Consider the following 22,974-nt stretch of genomic DNA (forward strand, 5'->3'; position numbering starts at 1 on the left):
TCAGGCCCTCCGCGCGGACGGGCCGGGCGCGGGCGCGGTGGGCCGGTGCGGCCCCGGATCGGACGGGACGACGTCGATCTCGGCCTCGACCTGCTGGAGGACGGTCCCGGTCGCGGGGTCCTCGACGGTGAAACGCAGCCGGTGCGAGCCGGGGCGGTGCGGGGTGAAGCGGAACTCCGCCCCGTCGGCGGGGACGCCGTGTGCGGGGTCGATCTCCGCATGGCCGAGGGAGGTCGCGCGGGCCGTGAGCGGGGGGAGCGGGGCGGTGGACCACGGGTGCCCGGGCCCGGGCACGACCTGGAGGGCGATACGGGCCGGCACGTCCGGGACGGGTACGTCGTCGAGAAGGGTCAGCCGGACGTGGGCCCCGGAGTCGTCGAGGCGGTCGCGGTCACCGGGGCGTGGGAAGCCGGGCCGTGGTTCGGGCTGGGTGTCGCGGGCCGCGCGCGGGATCAGCGGTTCGCCGGCCTCCGTCCACCCGAGCGTGTCCAGCAGGGCGGTGGGGTAGCGGCAGGCCAGTTCGTACGGCGGCTCGCCGTCCGGGGACGGTCCGGCTTCGGCGAGGTCCACCCAGGCCTCGCCCGCCTCGTCGCCGATCCCATGGAACACATGGCGGATCTCGGCCGCCCACTCACCGTTCAGGAAACGGTGGGCGGGGGAGCGGAGCGCGTACTCGAGCATGGTCCAGGCCCGCCCGTGCGGGCAGTCCGCCTCCTCGAAGAGCGCCAAGGCCCCCTCGAACAGCCGATCGGCCTCGCGCCGACGCTCGCCCGTCCCGCCCGTCCCGCCCGTCCCGCCCGTCCCGTCAGTCCCGGCCGTCCCGCTCACGCCGTCCGTCCCGTCCGTACGAGCCAGGGTCAGCGCGTGGTGATGCAGTGTCCATGCCGTACCGAGCCGGTCGGAGACCTCATGGAAGCGGCCCTGGACGTTCGTGAACTCCTCCCGCCAGGGGAAGCCGGGCTCGTTCGCCCGCGCCACGGTCCACCACAGGTGCGCCCACGCGGCGCCGCGCCGGTCGCCCGCGCGCTCGTGCAGCCGACGCGCCTCGGCGAAGGCGTCCGGATCCGGGGCGCCCGACCGCGTGGCCAGCCGCGCGAGTTCGCCGCACGCCCACGCCTCACCCGGCGTCTCACCGACCGCCCGGAACCTCTCCCGCGCGATGTGCAGCAGCCTGCGCGCCTCCTCGGCCCGGCCCCGTAATCGGCACATCCGCCCGTACAGGAAGACCGCCCACGCCTCGCCGCGCCGGTCGCCAGCGACCTGGTGGGCCTCCACGGCCCGCCGCAGCAGCGGTCCGGCCGCGCGCGGATCACCACGGTCGCAGTGGACGGCGGCCCGGGTGAGCAGCGCCCAGCCGTCGGCGCACCCGTCGGAGGGGAGGGCGGAGGCGCCCTCCCGGGCGTCCGTCGAGCCCACCAGAAGGAAGGACTCCGACTCGGCGAAGGCGCTGATCAGGCCGGCGAGAAGGGACCCGTCAGCGGTCCCGGTGGGGACTGCGTCCGCCGCCCCCGCGGGGACTCCGTCCACCACCACGACGCAGGGATGTACGACGAACACGCCCCGGCAGGCCTCGACGACCGCGTTCGCCGCCTCGCCCGGCGTCCGCCCGGCCTCCCCCGACCGCTCCCCGGCGTCCGCCACCCGAAAGCGGTACACCGGAAGTCCCGCCTCGTCCGCGACCTCTCGTGCCACCGCGTCGAGAAACGCGGACCGGTCCGCGTCGGGAGCGCCGTCCACCACCAGGAGCCGTCTGGTCTCCAACTCCCGCCGTGCCGCGGCGAGGTCGCGTATGTGCCCGACGAACGACACCGAAGTCCCCCTCGTACCCGAACATTCCCACCGAGCTACCGCGCCGCGGTCACCGCCACCCCCATGACCTCCCGGGCATGCCGGCTCGGCACCATTCCCAGGCGCCAAGCCTGCCATCCCGCGTCCAGGTCGACCCCCCGTTCCAGCAAGAGCTGGTAGGCCTCCACGTAGTCGTCGAGCTTTCCGTCGCGGAGCGGGTGGCCGGTGCGGGAGAGCTGCGCCAGTTCCTCCTGGGCGACGGCGCTGCCCACTTCGAGGCCGCCCGGGGAGCCGTACGGCAGAAGGGTGCACCTCAGGAACCTGGCCCAGTCCTCGCCGCGCCGGTCCCCGTACGAGGCGAACAGACCGGCCGCCTCGTCGCACAGGGCGAGGGCCCCCGGCGTACGGGCGTTTCCGGCGTCGACCACCGCGAGCTCCAGGCAGGTCCACGCCTCGCCGTGCGCCACGCCGATGCGCTGGAAGTCGGCGCGCGCGTCCACCAGGAGCTGGCGGGCGAAGCCCGAGTTGCGCAGGGAGCCGGTCTGGGCGGCCCGTTGGTCTCGGGTGACGCGCGCCGAGTGGTGGCGGGCGCAGGCGAGCCCGTACACGTCCCGCATCCGCGAGAACATCGTCCGGGAGCGCTCCAGCTCACGGACCGCCTGGTCCAGGTTGCCGGTCTCCTCCAGGGACTGGCCCAGGTAGTAGATCGTCCAGGCCTCGCCGCGCGCGTCCTCGTTCTCCCGGTGCCGCGAGGCCGCCTGGCGCAGGCCCTCGGCCGCGGTGGACGGGTCGCCGTCGACGAGGCGGGCGCGGGCCAGCTGGGTCAGGGCCCAGGCCTCGCCGCGGGCGTCGCGCGTACGGCCGTACAGGTCGAGGGCGTCACGCAACTCCCGTTCCGCGCGCGGAACGTCGCCCAACCGCAGGCCCAGCTGGCCGAGCTGGAAGTGGGCCCACGCCTCGCCGTGCACGGACTCGCCCGCGCGGTGCAGGACCAGGGCCTCGGTGAGCAGGTCCAGGGCGAGGGCGAGATGGCCCCGGTCGCGCTCCACGGCGGCCAGCGCGTGCATCGTCCAGGCGCGGTCCGCCGCCAGGTCGGGGGAGGCCTGCAGGTCCATGGCCTCCTGGAGCTTGGCGGCCGCCTCGGTGAGGTTGCCCTGGTGGTGCAGGGTGATGCCGAGGGAGCACAGGGCCCGAGCCGCGCCCGCGTCGTGGTGCGCCTCGAAGTAGAGGTTCACCACGGACGACAGGGTGGTGTGGGCCTTGTCCAGCTCGCCGAGCTGGCGGGCCGCGATACCGGTGCGCCACTGCACCGAGCGCACCAGCAGGCCCTGGTCGACGGCCTGCGTCAACTCGCTGATCTCGCCCAGGCGGTAGAGGTCGCCGCGCAGCAGGCAGTAGTCGCACAGGGCGCCGAGGAGGTTCAGTACGGCCGCTTGGTTCACGCCCTCCGCGTGGCGCAGGGCGGCCGTGATGAAGCTCGACTCGTCGTCCAGCCAGCGCAGGGCCGCGTCGAGCGAGGTGAATCCGTGCGGGCCGAACTGATCCGCCCGCGTCGACGTCTTGCCGTCGACCAGGCGGATCACCGAGTCGGCCAGCTCCGCGTAGTTCACGATCAGACGCTCCTGGGCCGCCGTCCGCTCGGACGGCTCCTCCTCGTCGAGCAGCCGTGCCTGGGCGAAGCCCCGGACGAGGTCGTGCAGCCGGTAGCGGCTGCCGCGGACGTGGTCGATGAGGCCCGCCTGCGCGAGCGCGGTGAGGTGGCGGGTGGCCTCCTGTTCGTCCGTCGCCAGCAGGGAGGCAGCGGCGGCGGCGCCGAGCGAGGCCCGGCCGGCCAGCGCCAGCCGGCGCAGCAGGCGCCTCGCCGTGTCGGTCTGGTCGGTGTAGCGCAGCCACAGCACCCGCTCGACCGGCTCCACGGGGCCGTACGCGCCGAGGTCGGAGGCCAGTTGGCGCGGGGTGCGCGGGCCGAGGGAGGAACCCGCGATGCGCAGGGCGAGGGGGAGGCTGCCGCACAGCTCCCGTACCCGGTCGGAGGCCTCGGCGTCGTACGGGTCCGGCTTCTCCTGCGCCGCCGCGTTCAGCAGTTCCTCGGCGCCCGCCGCGTCCAGGGCGTCGACCGGGAGCTGGTGCACCCAGGCGGGGAGGTCGGCGGGCAGGTCGAGCGGTTTGCGGGCCGTGACCAGGACCAGGCTGTCCGAGCGCTCGGGGACCAGGGCGCGGACCTGCTCGGCGTCGCTCGCGTCGTCCAGGACGATCGTGACCGGCAGGCCCGTCAGGTGCTGGTGGTACAGCTCGCCGAGGCGTCTGACCTGCTGGTCCGGCGAGGAACGCTCACGGAAGAGGAGCTGCTCGCGGGGTGCGCCGAGCCGGTTGAGGAGGTGGAGCATGGCGTCGCGGGTGGTGAGGGGCGGCTCCTCGGTGCTGTCGCCGCGCAGGTCCACCACGCACGCGCCGCGGAACTGGTCCTTCAGGCTGTGCGCCGCCCGGATCGCGAGGGTGCTGCGGCCTGAGCCGGGGGCGCCGTGCAGGATGACCACGGTCGGCTTCGTCTCGGTGCTGGCGCGGGCCGCCTGCACCCACTGCGCCACCCGGGACAGCTCGGTCCGGCGCCCCGTGAACGGGCCGGCCGGCTCGGGAAGCTGCCCGAACGACTGCTCCAGTACGTTGCGTCTGCGCGCGGCGGCACTCTTGTCGGTGCGTCGCAGCTGGGGCGCACCCTGCTTGGCCCCCGCGGAGGCGCTGAGCACGCGCTGCTGATCGAGGAAGGGCCGGATGCCCCGTACCTCCAGCGCCGTCAGCCACTGGAGCCGCAACTGCTCGGGGCCGCCCGGCTGGCCCAGGGCTCCCGCCCGGCGGCTCGCGGCCGGTACGTGCGAGGCGGTCACCTTGAGCACGGTGGCCGCCGCGCCCACCACGGCGACGGTCGCTCCCGCGCCGACGGCCGTTCCGGCGCCCGTGCCCAGCGCCAGGTCCGCCGCGCAGGCCGCGACGGCGGCAACCACCGCCACCAGCAGGGGAGTTCCGGCGCCCTCCCGGGCGTACCGCTGTCCGAACGTCAGTCGGCCGGCCTCCGCCTCGTCCAGCGCCCGGGTGTACGCCCCGTACTCCTCGGCGGCGGCCTCCGCCATGGTGTCGAGCGCGGCACGGGCCCGCGACAGCAACACGGCCCCGTCGCTCCGCCCGCCCGAGCGCCGTACCTCTTCCTCCACGGCCCGGGTCAACAGCCGCTCGGCCTCCGCCCGATGGCCTTCCCGCATGTCACGTCCCCCTCCGGCGGCAACTCCTTTACGTTCAAGTGTCCTTGGTGGGGGGCGCGAGCGCGAGGGGGCGACGCGATCAATGGGCGGCTGCGCCCGACGCGTCAGGGGCCGGGGACTGCGGCAGGATGGACCCATGCCGAACCGACTGGCCCACGAGACGTCCCCCTACCTGCTCCAGCACGCCGACAACCCCGTCGACTGGTGGCCCTGGTCGGCCGAGGCCTTCGAGGAGGCGCGCGAGCGGGGCGTGCCCGTGCTGCTCAGCGTCGGGTACAGCAGCTGTCACTGGTGTCATGTCATGGCGCACGAGTCCTTCGAGGACGAGGCGACGGCCGCCTATCTCAACGAGCACTTCGTCAACGTCAAGGTCGACCGTGAGGAGCGGCCCGACGTCGACGCCGTCTACATGGAGGCCGTGCAGGCGGCCACGGGGCAGGGCGGGTGGCCCATGACCGTGTTTCTCACGCCGGATGCCGAGCCCTTCTACTTCGGGACCTACTTCCCGCCCGCGCCCCGGCACGGGATGCCGTCGTTCCGGCAGGTGCTGGAGGGGGTGCGCGGGGCCTGGACCGACCGTCGGGGCGAGGTCGCCGAGGTCGCGGGGAAGATCGTGCGGGATCTCGCCGAGCGGGAGATGAGCTTCGGGAGCGGCGAGGTGCCCGGCGAGGAGGACCTGGCCGGTGCGCTGCTCGGGCTCACCAGGGAGTACGACGCCTCGCGCGGCGGCTTCGGGGGCGCGCCCAAGTTCCCGCCGTCCATGGTGATCGAGTTCCTGCTGCGGCACCACGCGCGGACCGGTTCCGAGGGCGCTCTCCAGATGGCGCAGGACACCTGTGAGCGGATGGCGCGGGGCGGGATCTACGACCAGTTGGGTGGGGGGTTCGCGCGGTACTCCGTGGATCGCGAGTGGGTTGTGCCCCATTTCGAGAAGATGTTGTACGACAACGCACTTCTGTGCAGGGTGTATGCGCATCTCTGGCGTACCACCGGCTCCGAGCTCGCCCGTCGCGTCGCCCTGGAGACCGCCGACTTCATGGTGGGCGAACTCCGCACGAACGAAGGCGGGTTCGCCTCCGCGCTCGACGCCGACAGTGACGACGGCACGGGCCGGCACGTCGAGGGCGCGTACTACGTGTGGACCCCGCGGCAGCTGCGCGAGGTGCTCGGCGCCGAGGACGGTGAACTCGCCGCCCGGTACTTCGGGGTGACGGAGGAGGGGACCTTCGAAGAGGGCTCCTCCGTGCTGCAACTGCCGCAGCAGGACGAGTTGTTCGACGCGGAGAAGGTGGCCGGCATCCGGCGTCGGCTGCTCGCCGCGCGGGCCGAGCGACCCGCTCCCGGGCGCGACGACAAGATCGTCGCCGCCTGGAACGGGCTCGCCGTCGCCGCCCTCGCGGAGACCGGCGCCTACTTCGACCGCCCCGACCTCGTGGACGCCGCGATCGCCGCCGCGGATCTCCTCGTACGGGTGCACATGGACGACCGGGCGCGACTGTCGCGTACCAGCAAGGACGGGCAGGTCGGGGCCAATGCGGGGGTGTTGGAGGACTACGCGGACGTCGCCGAGGGGTTCCTCGCGCTGGCCTCCGTCACCGGGGAAGGGGTGTGGCTGGAATTCGCCGGGTTCCTGCTGGATCAGGTGATCATGCAGTTCACCGATCCCGAGTCCGGCGCGCTGTACGACACCGCGGCCGACGCCGAGCGCCTCATCCGCCGGCCTCAGGACCCCACCGACAACGCCACGCCCTCCGGCTGGAGCGCGGCGGCCGGTGCCCTGCTGAGCTATGCCGCCCAGACCGGCGCCGAGCCCCATCGGACCGCCGCCGAAAGGGCGTTGGGCGTCGTGAAGGCGCTCGGGCCGCGCGCTCCCCGTTTCATCGGCTGGGGGCTCGCGGTGGCGGAGGCGCTGCTCGACGGGCCGCGTGAGGTCGCGGTCGTGGGGCCGGAGGGGCATCCCCTGACAAAAGCCCTGCACCGTACGGCCCTGCTCGGTACCGCGCCGGGCGCCGTGGTCGCCGTGGGAACTCCGGAGAGTGACGAGCTGCCGCTCCTTGCCGACCGCCCCCTCGTACGGGGCGAACCCGCCGCGTATGTCTGCCGAAACTTCACTTGTGATGCTCCGACGACCGATCCCGACCGGCTTCGCACGGCTCTGAGCAGCTGAAACACAGATCATCAGACCGTCCGTCAACTGGCTGAAACGCGACCGGTGTTCGAATCGTTCAACAAGCGATCGGACTGTGATGAAACACGCTCTTCACCAGATCAGCCTGTGCACTTCACAGATCGCCCATAGTCTTTGCATCGTGACGCGGCGGATGTGACACATCGTCGCGAATGGGGGTTTTGGGATCTGGGGGGATCTGTTGCTCACGTCTGTCTTTATTGCTGCCATTTCGATGGCCCTGTTCTGGATGGCGGCGTTCACTCTCTGGTGGCAGATGCACGCGTGGCGCACGCCCGAGGTGCTGGCGTCCACCCGGTTCGGCAGACCGGACGGCGACGACCGGCTGGCGTTCTCGCTGCTGCTGCCGGCCCGCCACGAACAGGCCGTGCTCGACCACACCATCCAGCGACTGCTGGAATCGAGCCACACCGACTTCGAGATCATCGTCATCGTCGGGCACGACGATCCGGAGACCACCGAGGTCGCCCGGCAGGCCGAGGCCCGCGACGGGCGGGTGCGGGTCGTCGTCGACCACCACGAGAAGAAGAACAAGCCGAAGGCCATGAACACGGCGCTGCCGCACTGCCGCGGCGACGTCGTCGGGGTCTTCGACGCCGAGGACCAGGTCCATCCGGAGCTGCTCGCCCATGTCGACCACGCGTTCCGCACGACGGGTGCGGACGTCGTCCAGGGCGGGGTCCAGCTCATCAACTTCCACTCCAACTGGTACAGCCTGCGCAACTGCCTGGAGTACTTCTTCTGGTTCCGCTCGCGGCTCCACCTGCATGCGCAAAAAGGTTTCATCCCGCTCGGCGGCAACACCGTCTTCGTACGGACGGACGTACTGCGGGAAGCGGACGGCTGGGACCCCGAGTGCCTCGCCGAGGACTGCGACCTGGGGGTACGGCTCTCCAGCGTCGGCAAGAAGGTCGTCGTCGCCTACGACTCCGACATGGTGACCCGGGAGGAGACCCCGGGCAGCCTGGTGTCGCTGATGAAGCAGCGCACCCGGTGGAACCAGGGCTTCCTGCAGGTCTACCGCAAGAAGGACTGGAAGCAACTGCCCGGCTTCGGACAGCGGTTGCTCGCCCGCTACACGCTGATGACGCCGTATCTGCAAGCCGTCTCCGGGGTGGTCATCCCGCTCAACGTGGCCATCGCGCTCTTCCTCGACGTGCCCGTCGGGATCGCCTTCATCACCTTCCTGCCGGCCGTGACCGCCCTGGTCACCTTCGTCTTCGAGCTCGTCGGACTGCACGACTTCGGCAAGCAGTACGGGCTGCGCGTCCGGTTCGTCCACTACCTGAAGCTCGTGGTCGGTGGCCCCTTCTATCAGGTGCTTCTCGCCGGTGCGGCCGTCCGTGCCGTATGGCGTGAGCAAAGGGGCCGCAACGACTGGGAGTTGACCAGTCATGTCGGCGCGCACCTCACCGAGGCCGAAGCGACCCACTAGGACCTGAGGTCACCCGCCGGGCGTCCCCACCGCCGGGCAGGCCTTGGTTCCGTACGCCTTGGTTCCGCATGCCCCGGTTCCGCAGGCCCTGGTGCCGCAGTCCTTGGGCCCGAACATCCCGAACGTACCGAAAGTCCCGAGAGGACCTTCCCGCGTGACCTCGACACTTCCCGCGGTGACCACGTCCACGGTCCCCGCGACGCGACCCGCCGCGCCCGACATCGTCCACGACCACCCGCCGCTCCAGCGGTTGCGCACCTCGCGCGCCGACCTGCTGCTGTGCGGCGCCCTGCTGGTGGCGATCATCGTCGTGCAGGGCTGGAACATCACCGACTACCCGACACTCAGCGACGACGAGGGCACCTATCTCGCCCAGGCGTGGGCCGTGCAGCAGGGCAAGGGCCTCGCGCACTACACGTACTGGTACGACCACCCGCCCCTGGGCTGGATCCAGATAGCCGCCCTGACCTGGATCCCCGCCCACATCAGCCCCTCGCTGATGACGGTCGGCTCGATGCGCGTCGCGATGCTCGCGGTCAGCGCCGCCAGCGCGGTCCTGCTGTACGTCCTCGCGCGCCGCCTCTCGCTGCCGCGCTGGGCCGCGGGCCTCGCGATGGTGCTCTTCGGGCTCTCCCCGCTGTCGGTGGTGCTCCAGCGCGAGATCTTCCTCGACAACATCGCGGTGATGTGGACGCTGCTCGCGTTCTGCCTCGCCGCGTCCCCGAGCCGGCACCTCTGGCACCACTTCGGGGCGGGCATCGCGGCCGCGGCCGCCGTGCTCACCAAGGAGACGATGCTCGTCGTCCTGCCCGCGCTCCTGGTCACCATGTGGCGCCACGGCCACCGCGACACCCGCAAGTTCGCGCTCACCGGAGCCATCACCGCCTGCGTCCTGATCGGCCTCGCGTACCCGCTGTTCGCCCTGCTCAAGGGCGAGCTGTTCCCGGGCGCGGGCCATGTCTCGCTCTGGGACGGCATCACGTACCAGATGAGCCGCCCCGGCTCCGGCTTCATCCTCGACCCCGGCTCCGGCTCGTACGGCGTGCTGCACTCCTGGCTCTACTACGACCGGGTGCTGATCGTCGGCGGCCTCGCCGGAGCGCTGCTGCTCCTGGCCACCTGGCGCTGGTCCGTCACCGCCCGCGCCCTCGCCGGACCCGCCCTCACGGTGGCGATCCTCGCCCTGGTGGCGCTGCGCCCGAGCGGCTATCTGCCCGCGATGTACATCATCCAGGCGCTGCCGTTCCTCGCGCTGGTCCTCGCCGGAGGCGCCGCCAGCCTCGCCCATCTGGTGCTGCGCAGGTGGCGGAGCGACGAGGAGAAGCCGTACGTCACCTGGGGACGGCGGGTGACGGCGGCCGCGCTCGTGGCGGTCGCCGCGCTCTATGTGCTGCCGCACTGGTACGACGGCGACCACACCGCCGTGACCGCCGACGCCAACGCCCCCTACCGGGCGGCGGCCACCTGGCTGAAGACCGAGGTCCAGGACCCGGCGGACACCCGGGTCCTGGTCGACGACGCCCTCTGGCTCGACCTGGTCCACGACGGCTACCGGCCCGGGCTCGGCGTCATCTGGTTCTACAAGGCGGACCTCGACCCCGCGGTGACCAGGACGATGCCGCGCGGCTGGAAGGACATCGACTACGTCGTCGCCTCTCCGACGGTGCGGCGTGACGCGGTCGACCTGCCCAACGTCAAGGCGGCCATCGAGCATTCGACGCCGGTCGCCACCTTCGGCAAGGGCGCCGACCGGATCGAGATCCGGCAGATCGACGAGAGCACGGGAAACACCATGACCACGACGACGTCCGGGGGCAGTCGATGAGCAGCTTCGAGAGCACCGTCCCCGGGGAACTCGGCGATCCCGCCGTAAGGGCGGTCGAGGTGCCCGAACCGGGCGCCGTCACCATCGTCGTACCGACCTTCAACGAGTCCGCGAACATCCGTGAACTCCTGCGCCGGATCACCGAGTCGGTACCCGACCGGCTGCCCTGCGAGGTGGTCTTCGTGGACGACTCCACGGACGACACCCCCGAGGTGATCTCCCGGGAGGCGCAGGACTGCCCGTTCCCGGTGACCTTGTTGCACCGCGAGGAAGCCGTGGGCGGGCTCGGCGGTGCCGTCGTCGAGGGGCTGAAGGCGGCGAGCTCCGACTGGATCGTCGTCATGGACGGCGATCTCCAGCATCCGCCGTCCCTGATACCGGAGTTGGTGGCCTCGGGGGAGCGGTCCGCCGCCGGGCTCGTCGTCGCCAGCCGGTACATCAAGGGCGGCAGCCGCGAGGGCCTCGCGGGCGGCTACCGCATCGCCGTCTCGCGCGGCGCGACCTGGCTGACCAAGACGCTCTTCCCGCGCCGACTGCGCGGTATCAGCGATCCGATGAGCGGCTTCTTCGCGATCCGCCGCAGCGCGGTCACCGCCGAGATCCTGCAGCCGCTCGGCTACAAGATCCTCCTCGAACTCGCCGTCCGCAGCCGCCCGCGCGAGGTCACCGAGGTGCCCTTCGTCTTCCAGGACCGGTTCGCGGGCGAGTCCAAGTCGACCGCGCAGGAGGGCTTCCGGTTCCTGCGTCACCTCGTCGGGCTGCGCACCGCCTCGCCGGTCGCGCGGATGGTCGTCTTCGGTCTGATCGGCGCCACCGGCTTCCTGCCGAACCTGATCGGCCTGTACGCGCTCACCGCCGCCGGCATGCACTACGTACCGGCCGAGATCCTCGCCAACCAGTTGGGCGTCGCCTGGAACTTCCTGCTCATCGAGCATCTGTTGTTCCGCGAGCGCCGAAAGCACCGCAGCTGGTGGGACCGGGTGGGCCGGTTCGCGCTGCTCGCCAACGCCGACCTGGTGCTGCGCATCCCGCTGATCGCCCTGTTCGTCGGCCACTTCGGGATGGGCGCCCTGTCCGCCACCGCGCTGGCCCTGGTGATGACGTTCGTCCTGCGCTTCGTGGGCACCGAGGCGCTGGTCTATCTGCCGCGCCGCAGCAGCGAGGCCCCGGGCGGGAGCCGCAGCCGCACAACGAGGAGAGCCGCGTGAAACATCTGGCACGACCCCGACGGAGAACGTCACTGCTGGCCGTGGCGGGCCTGGCCGCCGGGCTGCTGCTCGTCTCGCCGCAGCCCGCCTCCGCCGCCAACCTCGTCACCAACCCGGGTTTCGAGACCGACGGCACGGACGGCATGCCGTCCTGCTGGGAGAAGTCCGGCTGGGGCGACAACGACTTCACCTTCGCCACCGTCGCCGACTCCCACTCCGGCTCCAGGGCCATGAAGGTCACGCTGACCCGGCGCGTCGACGGCGACCGCAAGGCCCTGATCACGGAGTCCGCGACCTGCGCGCCGGTGGTCACCGCGGGCAAGCAGTACGACCTCGGCCTCTGGTACAAGTCGACGACGCCGGACACCGCGATCACCCTCTTCCGGCACGACACCACGGCGGGCTGGCAGTACTGGACCGACCTCAAGACGCTGGACATGGCGGCGGGCTGGACGCAGGCGAGCGTCCGTACGCCCGCCGTCCCGGCCGGTACCGACCGCATCACCTGGGGCGTCTCGGTGTACGGCACCGGCTCGGCGACCACCGACGACTACACGATGGAACAGGTCTCCGACCCCATCCCGCCGGCCACCTGCACCGCCACCACCGACGAGTGCGCGAACGGCCGCTGGGACGTGCTGCCCACGCAGAACCCGGTGCGCTCCATGCACTCCGTCGTCCTCAACAACGGCAAGGTGCTGCTGATCGCCGGGTCCGGCAACAGCGAGGAGAACTTCAACGCGGGCACGTTCACCAGCGCGGTCTACGACCCGCTGAACGGCACGTACAAGGTGATCCCCACGCCGAAGGACATGTTCTGCTCGGGTCACGTCCAGCTCGCCGACGGGCGGGTGCTGGTGATGAGCGGCAACAAGGCGTTCCCGGTCGCGGGCGGGCACGGATACGAGGGGTACAAGGACTCGTACGTCTTCGACCCGGTCACCGAGACGTACAGCAAGACGAACGACCTGAACGACGGTCACTGGTACCCGTCGGCCACCGAGCTCGGCAACGGTGACGTCATCTCGTTCGGCGGACTGCGCGAGGACTCCACCGGGTCGGTGACGGCCGAGCGCTGGTCGGCGGCGCAGCAGCGGTGGCTGCCGTTCACGCAGGTCAACCAGACCTGGTCGTACTGGGGTCTGTACCCGTCGATGATCCTGATGCAGGACGGGCGGCTCTTCTACTCGGGCAGCCACGTCTTCGGCAACGGCACGCCCGGCACGGGCTCGGCGATCTACGACTACGACGCGAACACCGTCACGGCGATCCCCGGGCTCCAGGACAAGGACGAGCGCGACCAGTCCGCGAGCGTGCTGCTGCCCCCGGCCCAGGACCAGAAGGTGCTGACGATCGGCGGCGGCAACATCGACTCCAACCCGGAGGCGAACCGGCTCACCGACATCATCGACCTGAAGGCCGCGAACCCGGCGTACACCGTCGGCCCGCAGATCCCGCAGGGCACGGTCGACCTCGGCAACGGCAAGGTCGCCGAGACCGGCAACCAGGGCAAGATGTACGTCTCCGCCGTCCTCCTGCCGGACGGCAAGGTGCTGGAGACGGGCGGTGGCCTGCACAACCGCGCCAACCCGGTGTTCGAGGCGTCGATGTTCGACCCGGCGACCTCCACCTTTGACCCGGTGGCCGCCGACCCCGAGGCGCGCGGCTACCACTCCTCCGCGTTCCTGCTGCCCGACGGCCGGGTGATGGCCACCGGCGACAACCCGGGCAACGGCACCTGGAACCACAACGTGTCCATCTACACCCCGCCCTACCTCCTCAAGGGCACCCGTCCGACGATCACCTCGGTGATCGACAACGAGTGGGTGTACGGGGACACGCAGCGCATCACGGTCGACCGGCCCATCGTGAAGGCCGAGCTGATCCGCCCGGCCGCGGTGACGCACTCGTCCGACCCGAACCAGCGCTTCGTGGACCTGCCCCTGTCGGTGGACGGCAACAACGTCGACCTGAACGTGACGAGCAACCCCAACATGGCCCCGCCCGGTTGGTACATGCTCTTCGCGGTCGACGCCAACGGGGTGCCCTCGGTCGCCAAGTGGGTGCACCTCCAGGGCCCCGCCGCCCTGGCCACGGACACCGCCTCGGCGCACGTCCACTCCTTCGCCGACTCCCTCGAGGGCACGGTCACCAAGGGCGGCAAGAAGCGGACCTCGCAGAAGGTCAGCACCACGATCTCCGGCTGCGACCGGCACTACGGCACGATCAACGTCTGTGTGCCGACCGTCTTCCCGGACGGCGTCAAGAAGACGACGGCCTCGCGCTGCGCGTGGCTGAGGACGAACGACTACGGCCGTCTGAAGGTCAACGGCAAGGACGACCCGCTGGGTCTCGATCCCAACGGGGACGGGCTGGCCTGCGGCGCCAAGGATCTCAAGCGTCGCTAGGCGTCTGGCTCCCGAACTCGGTGAGGGCGCGCTCCACGATGGCCTCCAGGTTGTCGTGGTGCGCGCCCTTCCAGTAGGCGCGCCCGCACTCCTCGCACTGCGCGAACATGTCGTAGGACCGCTCGGTGCCGCCCTCCAGTTGGTCCACGACCTGCTCCTTGGCGGCCTCCTTGAGCAGGCCGTTGCAGGCGGTGCAGCGCGTCCAGGGCCTCAGGTCGGGTGCGAACCGGCCCAGCACGTCACGGAGTTGGTCATCGGGCCGGGTGCTGTAGATGAACGCGCCCGTCCACAGCTCGCGGCGGCGCAGCAGCCCCCGGTCGCGGCTGAGCATCACGCGACGTTCGGCGGCGGAGCGCGCGGCGAGGGCCGGGTCGCCGATGTCCGTCGACTCGTACGCCGCGTCGACGCCGAGGAGGCGCAGTCGGCGCGCGAGGGTGCCGAGGTGGACGTCGAGGAGGAAGCGCAGCGGGGCGCCGGGAACCCGCTGCGGGCGCTCGACCGCCCGTACGTCGACGCTCTCGCCGGCCCCCGGGAGGTGCGAGACGGGCACCTCGCGGCCGTCCACGACGAGGGCGCCGACCTCGGTCAGCGGGACACCGAGCGACTCGACGACATGGCCGAGGGTGGAGGAGCCGTCGGTGGCGACCGCCGTGGCTCCCGAACGACGCCTGTGCGGTACGAACATCCCCAGCTCGGGGGCGAAGGCGACATGGATCTCCGGTCCGTTCACCCGGTCAGGATGTCACGCCGGAGAGCCCTGGCCTCAGGGGTTTTCGACGGAGAGGCCGTGCTCCAGGACGTCCATCGTGCGGTCCACCAGGTCCTTGAAGTCGTCGCGGTGGTCGTTCTCCGCCCAGTACAGGGACGTCTCCATCAGGCCGCCGATGATCGCCATCGCGTAGACCCGCACCTCCAGGCTGTCCGGGTCCCGGCCGGTGCGCTCGCCGATGGCCTGGCAGAGCATGGTGCCGGTGACCGACATGCTCTCCATCATCCGCGAGCGCACCGCCGGGACCTGGACCATCAGGTGGGTCCGCAGCCGGGACACCTCGGGGTCGTCCATGATGCCGAGCCGGATGGCCTTCTGCATCACGTACCGGAGGGTGTCCATCCACGGTTCGTCCGTGGGCCGGGCCCGCAGCTCCTCCATGATGAGCGGGTCGAACTCGTCCGTGAGGACGATGTCCTCCTTGGTGGGGAAGTAGCGGAAGACGGTCGACGGCGACACCTCGGCGCGCTCGGCGATCTGCTCGATCGTCGTCGCGTCGTACCCCTGTTCCCTGACGAGTGCGTATGTCGCGGTGCGGATCGCCTCGCGGGTCTTGATCTTCTTCCGCTCGCGCAGGCCCAGCTGAGGGCGGTCGGCGGGGCTGAAGGGGGAGGGTGCGGCCGTCATGCCGTTCATTGTCCGGCATCCGCCGCAGCGGTGGCCATGGCCGGGTCCTCGTCCTCCTTCGTGGCGTGCGTGACCGGGGTGTTCGGCAGGAACGCCGCGGCCAGCAGGGCGGTGACGAGGGCCGCGATGCCGCACACCAGCAGGACCAGGCCCATGCCGTGGACGTACGCGCTGTTCGCGGAGGCCACGAGATCGGCCGAGCCCGCCTTCTGGGCGACGATGTGCGCCGCGACCACGGACTCCCCGGCGGTGTCGGCGGCCTTCGCGGGCAGCCCGGTGACGTCGAGGCGGTCGCGGAACGTGCCGGCCAGCAGGCTGCCGAGGAGGGCGATGCCGATCGCGCTGCCGACCTGGCGCGTCGTCATGAGGAGCCCGGAGCCGCTGCCGGCCCGGTCGCGGGGCAGGGCGCCGAGGGCGCCGTCCATCGCGGGGACGACCGAGAAACCGAAGCCGAAGCCGGTGATGGACAGCCACAGCGCGGTGAATCCGTAGCCCGAGTCGACGGTCGTACGGCTGCCGAGCAGCGCGGCGAAGGCCAGCACCACCAGTCCGGCGGTGACCACCGCGCGGGAGCCGAACCGGGCGACGACCGGCTGTGCGGCCCGGGCCGCGACGATCAGACCGCCCATCATGGGCAGCAGCCGCAGGCCGGTGCCGAAGGCGTCGTGGCCGAGCACCGCCTGGAGATACGGCGGCAGCACGAACAGCAGGCCGGACAGGACGAACATCACCAGGGTCGCCGCGATCGTGTTGAACAGGAACCCGCGGTGGGTGAGCAGCGACATGTCGAGCATGGGGCGTTCCACGCGTCGCTCGCGCAGCACCAGGGCGGCGATCAGGACGGCGGCTCCGGCGAGCATGCCCACGATCAGCGGGTCGCCCCAGCCGCGGCTGGGCGCCTCGATGATCGCGTAGATGAGGGCGCCGAGGCCTGCCGCGGTGAGCGCGGTGGAGAGGGTGTCGACCTTGGGGGAGGCGGGGTCGCGGGTCTCGGGCAGCAGGAAGACACAGGCGGCGATGCCGATCGCGGCCATCGGGACGTTGACCAGGAAGACCGAGCCCCACCAGAAGTGGTTGAGCAGCCAGCCGCCGATGATCGGGCCGAGCGGCAGACCGAGCGACGAGGCGGCGGAGATGATGCCGACGGCCTTGGTGCGCTCGTCGGGTCCGAAGAGCGAGGGCAGCACGGACAGGGCGAGCGGCATGACCAGCGCGGCGCCGAGGCCCATCACCGTGCGGGCCGCGATGACCCAGTTGACGTCGTCGACCAGGGCGCCGGCCACGGAACCGGCGAGGAAGATCCCGAGCCCCACGACGAGCATCCGGCGCCGTCCGAAGCGGTCTCCGAGCAGTCCCGCCGGGAGCATCAGCGCGGCGAAGACGATCACGTACGCGTCCGCCATCCACTGCTGCTGGCCGGTGGTGGCGCCGAGTTCGCCCGCCATCGTCGGCAGGGCCACGTTGAGGATCGTCGTGTCGAAGCCGAGCGTGAGCATGCTCGCGACCAGGGCCCCGAGGGCCCACCAGCGGCGCGGATCGCGCCGCACGCCATTGTCCTGAGTGACAGTAACCATGAAATGAGAGTAGCTGTCAAAAGGTGGTGAGTGTCAATGGGGGTGCGCTGTCAAGGCATACAAAAATGGCCACGGCTCGGAAGCCGTGGCCATTCAGGGCGAAGGGGGGTGTGTTACCCGTGCTGGTAGGCCACCAGCGAGATGCCCACGTAGTGCACGACGAACGCCGCGAGGGTGAGGGAGTGGAAGACCTCGTGGAAGCCGAACCAGCGAGGTGAGGGGTTGGGGCGCTTGATCCCGTAGATCACACCGCCCGCGCTGTAGAGCAGTCCGCCGACGATCACCAGGACCAGCACGGCGATGCCGCCCGTGCGCATGAAGTCCGGCAGGAAGAAGACGGCCGCCCAGCCCATCGCTATGTAGCAGGGGGTGTAGAGCCAGCGCGGGGCGCCGACCCAGAACACCCGGAAGATGATCCCCGCCGCCGCGGCGGCCCAGATGCTCCACAGGAGCCACTGACCCTTGGCGCCGGGGAGCAGGAGCATCGTCAGCGGTGTGTACGTGCCGGCGATGATCAGGAAGATGTTGGCGTGGTCGAGTCTGCGCAGCACGCCGTCCATCCGCGGGCTCCAGTTGCCGCGGTGGTAGAGCGCGCTCACTCCGAACAGGAGGCAGGCCGTCAGAACGAAGATCCCGCAGGCGATGCGGGCCCGCGTGGAACTGGCCAGAGCGGTGAGGACCAGACCGGAGATCAGGACGGCCGGGAACATGCCGAGGTGCAGCCAGCCGCGGAGCTTGGGCTTGACCGGATGCGACGGGGAGAGCGCTGCGGGACTGCGGCCTGCGGCCGGCGAGTCCGTGGGCGCGTCGGGGACGGGCGCAGTCATAGGCGGAATCCTACCTACGGAACCGTAAGTTACGTGTCAGTACGACGCACTGAACAGCCAAGAGTGGCCATGTTCTCACGAGCGTGGCGCAATGCGGCGTCCACGCAAAAGAACCTTCAGCTGAACCCAACGTGTACGCAAAGAATCGCGGATACACGTGGCGATGGTCACTCCGCTCACGTGTGAGGCCCTCTGGACATATGGGCGAACCCGTCGGATGATCAAATGAGTGCGGTCGGCACCGGATGAGCGCCATGGGAATCCACACCCCCGAAGCATCCGGGTCGCAGCCCCCACGGGGCCTCAACAAAAAACCCCTCATCTAGGAGCAATCGTGGCGCGCGACATCGCGGCTCCCTCCACCGTCCCCACCCAGCACAAGGAACTGATCTCGTGGGTCAACGAGATCGCAGAACTGACCCAGCCGGACAACGTGGTCTGGTGTGACGGATCCGAGGCCGAGTACGAGCGCCTGTGTGAGGAGCTCGTTCACAAGGGCACCTTCAAGAAGCTCGATCCCATCAAGCGCCCGCATTCCTACTACGCCGCTTCCGACCCGACCGATGTCGCGCGGGTCGAGGACCGGACGTTCATCTGCTCCGAGAAGGAGGAGGACGCGGGCCCGACCAACCACTGGAAGGCGCCCGCCGAGATGCGGGAGATATTCGCGGGGGAGAAGGGCATCTTCCGCGGCTCGATGAAGGGCCGGACGATGTACGTCGTCCCGTTCTGCATGGGCCCGCTCGGCTCCGACCTCTCCGCGATCGGCGTCGAGATAACCGACTCCGCCTACGTCGCCGTGTCCATGCGCACCATGACCCGCATGGGACAGCCCGTCCTCGACGAGCTCGGCACCGACGGCTTCTTCGTGCGTGCTGTGCACACGCTCGGAGCGCCGCTGGCCGAGGGCGAGGCGGACGTGCCGTGGCCGTGCAACTCCACCAAGTACATCTCGCACTTCCCCGAGTCCCGCGAGATCTGGTCGTACGGATCGGGCTACGGCGGCAACGCGCTGCTCGGCAAGAAGTGCTACGCCCTGCGTATCGCGTCCGTCATGGCGCGTGACGAGGGCTGGCTCGCCGAGCACATGCTCATCCTGAAGCTGACCCCGCCGCAGGGCGAGCCCAAGTACGTCGCCGCCGCCTTCCCGAGTGCCTGCGGCAAGACCAACCTCGCCATGCTGGAGCCCACCGTCTCCGGCTGGACGGTCGAGACGATCGGCGACGACATCGCGTGGATGCGGTTCGGCGAGGACGGCCGGCTGTACGCGATCAACCCCGAGGCCGGTTTCTTCGGCGTCGCGCCCGGCACCGGTGAGCACACCAACGCCAACGCGATGAAGACGCTGTGGGGCAACTCCGTCTTCACCAACGTCGCGCTCACCGACGACAACGACATCTGGTGGGAGGGCATGACGGAGGAGACTCCGGCCCACCTGATCGACTGGAAGGGCAACGACTGGACGCCGGAGTCCGGTACGCCCGCCGCCCACCCCAACGCCCGCTTCACCGTCCCCGCCTCGCAGTGCCCGATCATCGCGCCCGAGTGGGAGGACCCCAAGGGCGTGCCGATCTCGGCGATCCTCTTCGGCGGACGCCGCGCCACCGCCGTACCGCTGGTGACGGAGTCCTTCGACTGGAACCACGGCGTCTTCCTCGGCGCCAACGTGGCCTCCGAGAAGACCGCCGCCGCCGAGGGCAAGGTCGGCGAGCTGCGCCGCGACCCCTTCGCCATGCTGCCGTTCTGCGGTTACAACATGGGCGACTACATGGGGCACTGGGTCGACGTCGCCAAGGACAAGGACCAGGCGAAGCTTCCGAAGATCTACTACGTGAACTGGTTCCGCAAGAACGACGCGGGCAAGTTCGTGTGGCCGGGCTTCGGTGAGAACAGCCGTGTCCTGAAGTGGATCGTGGACCGCCTCGACGGCCGCGCCGAGGGCGTCGAGACCCCCATCGGCATCCTGCCGGCCAAGGGCGCTCTGGACACCAAGGGACTCGATCTCTCCGAGGCCGACCTCGACTTCCTGCTCACCGTCGACAAGGACGTGTGGCGCGAGGAGGCGGCGCTCGTGCCCGAGCACCTCAACACCTTCGGCGAGCACACCCCGAAGGAACTGTGGGACGAGTACCGCGCGCTGGTGCGGCGCCTGGGCTGAGTTCCGAGTGGCGGGCGGCCTCGCGGCTGCCGTCCACCCCTGAACTCCGCGGCCGGTCAGACTTGCCCTGACCTGCGACGTCGTCAAGACCGGCCGCGGTGACAGCACCACGAACCGGGCCGGGGGCCCGCACCGTACAACGGCGTACGGGCGGGCCCCCGGCCCAGTTCCCGGTTCTGGTCATCCACCCCCGAAAACCAGTACCGGCTCCGGCGGTTGCCCGGCGACCGAAGTCAACTGGCCTGCGGCTGCCATACGTTCGTACCGGGGCCGGCCCCGGCGCACCGTCCAAGCACGGTGGCGAGGGTGACCAGCGTATGGACCATCAGGAGGGCGGGTGGGCGCAGCCGCACCAACAGGTCCTCGCGACCAGAGGGCGCGCGATTTCGGCCGTGCGGCCGAGTTCGCCTGGAATGTGTACCAGGGGGAAGCGGCCGGCGCGATCTGACCAGCTACTGCGCCGATGTGGGTACTTATACGGCGAAATCTGGCAATTGCGAGGAGCTGGTCGGTAATCTTCGTGCGTCAGTCAGCGCGCGACGAAGGAAGTCTGGCCATGTCATTCAACTCGGGGGAGCAGCTCAACTTCGGTGGTGAGGTCGCTGTCGTGCTGGAGGACCGCGGTGACGGTGGCTACCTGATCTCCAGCGGCTCTGCGCAGTTGCCGATCGTGGTCCCCGCCCCCACCCTCGAGGACGCGCAGCTCAAGCCCGCCGCGAAGCGGCTGTTCACCCCCACCGCACCGCACCTGATCTCCGTGGATGACTTCCTCGACGACCCGGACGAGGTGCGCGAGATCGCGCTCAGCGCCAGCTACCACACCGATCTGCAGTACTTCAAAGGCCTGCGCAGCGACCACCGGTTCCTCTGGCCCGGCCTGCGCGAGGAGTTCTCGCGGCTGCTCGGCACTCCGGTCACCGAATGGCTCGGCCACAACGCCAACGGCGTCTTCCAGCAGACCGCGCACGACGACCCGCTGGTCTGGCACCACGACTCGCAGAGCTACGCCGCCGCGATCTACCTGAACCCGAACCCGCCTGCCGGTGCTGGCACCAGCTTCTGGCGCGACAGGACCTACGGTTGCCGGCGTGCGCCCAGCCATCCGAAGGAACAGGCGCGCCTCGGCAACTCCGAGGCCGTCGAGGCCGCGCGCTCGGTCGTCTACGACCCCTACAACTTGGAGCACGAGGACAACTGGGAGCTGATCGAGTCGGTCTCCGGTCAGTACAACCGGCTGGTGATCTGGGACGCGAAGCTGATGCACTCGGCCACGTCGTACGAGCACTTCGCCGGGGAGCACGGCACCCACCGCCTGGTGCAGCTCTTCTTCTTCGACATCAACGTCTGAGGCGGTACTTGAAGCAACCTCGATTCCGAGGCCGGCCCCGTGTTCGGCGACGGCGTTTTCGAAGCCGGTGCCGACCCAGCCCTTGGAGACGGTCGGGTAAGTCGCTTCCCGGCATCCGTTCCGCTGTCGGTTCGGGAAGTCGTGCGGGAGGTATTTCCAGGGGATTCCCGTGCGGTTGGTCGCTGGGGTACGGCTTCCGCCGGCTCACGGCACAGCGTGATCACGGGCATGCCGGAGGATTTCGTTCCGCCGCCTTTCGGGTGTTGCTGCACCTTTTTCGAACCTGCTCGTCGGATCAGCTGCGGTGACGCCCGTTCCGACGGCATCCGGGCACTTCCGGGCCGCCGACAAAGCCGGGGCGCGGCGGCACCGCCACCAGTTCGTTGGTGGCGGGGAACTTCCGGGAGTCGTGAAGCCGATGACCGGGAGGCCGCGGGGAAGGTCTGCGGCGTAGCGGTCGAACCGAGCTGATGAATCGAGGCCAGTCCTCGGCCGTGTGAAAAAGCGGCATTCATGGGCAATTCACCTATGGTGATGCCATGCGCGGAATCCTGTTGGCCGGAGGCACCGGCTCGCGACTTTGGCCGTTGACCCGCTCGGTGTCGAAGCAACTGCTCCCGGTCTTCGACAAGCCCATGGTCTATTACCCGCTGTCCACACTCGTGATGGCCGGCGTCCGGGAGATCCTGATCGTCACCACCCCCGAAGACCAGTTCCAGTTCCGTCGGCTGCTCGGCGACGGCAGTCAACTGGGCCTGCGGCTGGAATACATGGCACAGGAGCGCCCGGAGGGCATTGCCCATGCTTTCATCCTGGGCGCCGACTTCATCGACGACGAGTCGGTCGCCCTGATTCTGGGCGACAACATCTTCCATGGCAGCGGCCTCGGCACCCGGCTGGCCCAACACGACGATCTGAAGGGCGGCAGGGTGTTCGCCTACCAGGTCGCCGACCCCACGGCCTATGGCGTGGTGGAGTTCGACGAACTGGGTCGGGCGCTGTCCATCGAGGAGAAACCGGCCCGGCCCAGGTCCCGGTACGCCGTGCCCGGACTGTACTTCTACGACAATCACGTAGTGGACATCGCCTGCGGCCTGCGGCCCAGCGCCAGGGGCGAGTTGGAGATCACCGACCTCAACCGCGTCTATCTGGAAGCCGGGGCGCTGCACGTCACCCGGCTCGACCGGGGCACCGCGTGGCTCGACACCGGAACCTTCAACTCCATGGTTCAGGCTTCGGAATTCGTCCGCGTGATCGAGGAACGCCAGGGCTTCAAGGTCGGCTGCGTCGAGGAGGCGGTCTGGCGGGCCGGCCTGATCGACGACGACCGGCTCCGGAAACTGGCCCAGCCGCTACTCAAGAGCGGATACGGCGACTATCTGCTTGGGCTGCTGGAGGACTCCCGATACGTCGTCATGCCCCAAAGGGGTAGCGGATCGCCTCGCGAAGAACTGCTGCGCATGGGGCCGGGCGCTCCGGTGTAACCAACATCCCAAGGCGCCCGTACCGCGGAACCCATCCTGTCGACCAGGTCGCCGCCGCCCCTCCCACCCTGCGCAAGG

Annotated in this window: 14 protein-coding genes; 8 read left to right on the forward strand and 6 right to left on the reverse strand. The window is 70.2% G+C overall.

Going from position 1 to position 22,974, the window contains the following annotated elements:
• Both FNV62_RS32080 and FNV62_RS32085 read right to left on the reverse strand, forming a co-directional pair.
• A complete protein-coding gene (locus FNV62_RS32080; protein WP_164657644.1) occupies positions 1–1,809 on the reverse strand; it encodes a tetratricopeptide repeat protein in 1,809 nt (602 codons plus the stop codon).
• A 35-nt stretch (positions 1,810–1,844) separates the two neighbouring features.
• The gene (locus FNV62_RS32085) at positions 1,845–5,045 is read right to left on the reverse strand and encodes an AAA family ATPase (protein WP_143609099.1); all 3,201 of its coding nucleotides are present in this window, start codon (positions 5,043–5,045) and stop codon (positions 1,845–1,847) included.
• Between the two features lie 136 nt (positions 5,046–5,181).
• On the opposite strand from FNV62_RS32085, the gene FNV62_RS32090 reads away from it, so the two are divergent.
• The 5 genes from FNV62_RS32090 (at position 5,182) to FNV62_RS32110 (ending at position 14,109) form a co-directional block, all read left to right on the forward strand.
• Positions 5,182–7,212 (forward strand): thioredoxin domain-containing protein, encoded by a 2,031-nt coding sequence (locus tag FNV62_RS32090; protein WP_143609100.1) that lies wholly within the window; start codon positions 5,182–5,184, stop codon positions 7,210–7,212.
• Between the two features lie 202 nt (positions 7,213–7,414).
• On the forward strand, positions 7,415–8,668 hold the full coding sequence (locus FNV62_RS32095) for a glycosyltransferase (protein ID WP_060894902.1): 1,254 nt from the start codon (positions 7,415–7,417) through the stop codon (positions 8,666–8,668).
• 154 nt (positions 8,669–8,822) lie between these two features.
• Entirely contained in the window at positions 8,823–10,493 is a 1,671-nt protein-coding gene (locus FNV62_RS32100; RefSeq protein WP_143609101.1) for an ArnT family glycosyltransferase, read from the forward strand.
• Positions 10,490–11,701 (forward strand): glycosyltransferase, encoded by a 1,212-nt coding sequence (locus tag FNV62_RS32105; RefSeq protein WP_054234782.1) that lies wholly within the window; start codon positions 10,490–10,492, stop codon positions 11,699–11,701. The genes FNV62_RS32100 and FNV62_RS32105 overlap by 4 nt, the downstream gene beginning before the upstream one ends.
• A gap of 5 nt (positions 11,702–11,706) precedes the next feature.
• The gene (locus FNV62_RS32110; protein WP_143611437.1) at positions 11,707–14,109 is read left to right on the forward strand and encodes a galactose oxidase early set domain-containing protein; all 2,403 of its coding nucleotides are present in this window, start codon (positions 11,707–11,709) and stop codon (positions 14,107–14,109) included.
• On the opposite strand, the gene FNV62_RS32115 is transcribed toward FNV62_RS32110, so the two are convergent.
• The 4 genes from FNV62_RS32115 to trhA all read right to left on the reverse strand — a co-directional run bounded on the left by FNV62_RS32115 (position 14,096) and on the right by trhA (position 17,906).
• Entirely contained in the window at positions 14,096–14,839 is a 744-nt protein-coding gene (locus FNV62_RS32115) for a Mut7-C RNAse domain-containing protein (protein ID WP_143609102.1), read from the reverse strand. The two genes, FNV62_RS32110 and FNV62_RS32115, sit on opposite strands and share 14 nt — an antisense overlap.
• Before the next feature lie 33 nt (positions 14,840–14,872).
• Positions 14,873–15,514 (reverse strand): TetR/AcrR family transcriptional regulator, encoded by a 642-nt coding sequence (locus FNV62_RS32120; protein ID WP_144315708.1) that lies wholly within the window; start codon positions 15,512–15,514, stop codon positions 14,873–14,875.
• Entirely contained in the window at positions 15,511–17,079 is a 1,569-nt protein-coding gene (locus FNV62_RS32125; protein ID WP_143609103.1) for a DHA2 family efflux MFS transporter permease subunit, read from the reverse strand. The genes FNV62_RS32120 and FNV62_RS32125 overlap by 4 nt, the downstream gene beginning before the upstream one ends.
• A 113-nt stretch (positions 17,080–17,192) precedes the next feature.
• A complete protein-coding gene (gene trhA / locus FNV62_RS32130) occupies positions 17,193–17,906 on the reverse strand; it encodes a PAQR family membrane homeostasis protein TrhA (protein WP_054234786.1) in 714 nt (237 codons plus the stop codon).
• A gap of 334 nt (positions 17,907–18,240) precedes the next feature.
• Here trhA and FNV62_RS32135 point away from each other — a divergent pair, with 334 nt between their 5' ends.
• From FNV62_RS32135 to rfbA, 3 genes are all read left to right on the forward strand, one after another.
• A complete protein-coding gene (locus tag FNV62_RS32135) occupies positions 18,241–20,064 on the forward strand; it encodes a phosphoenolpyruvate carboxykinase (GTP) (protein ID WP_097286047.1) in 1,824 nt (607 codons plus the stop codon).
• A gap of 556 nt (positions 20,065–20,620) precedes the next feature.
• Positions 20,621–21,412, forward strand: a complete 792-nt coding sequence (locus tag FNV62_RS32140; RefSeq protein ID WP_143602768.1) for a DUF6445 family protein — start codon at positions 20,621–20,623, stop codon at positions 21,410–21,412.
• Positions 21,413–21,951: 539 nt separating this feature from the next.
• Positions 21,952–22,896 carry a glucose-1-phosphate thymidylyltransferase RfbA gene (gene rfbA, locus FNV62_RS32145; protein ID WP_097286049.1) on the forward strand — a complete coding sequence of 315 codons (945 nt, stop codon included), beginning with the start codon at positions 21,952–21,954 and terminating at the stop codon, positions 22,894–22,896.
• Positions 22,897–22,974: the final 78 nt, after the last annotated feature.

Source organism: Streptomyces sp. RLB3-17 (assembly GCF_007113425.2).
GTDB classification, from domain to species: Bacteria; Actinomycetota; Actinomycetes; order Streptomycetales; family Streptomycetaceae; genus Streptomyces; species Streptomyces mirabilis_D.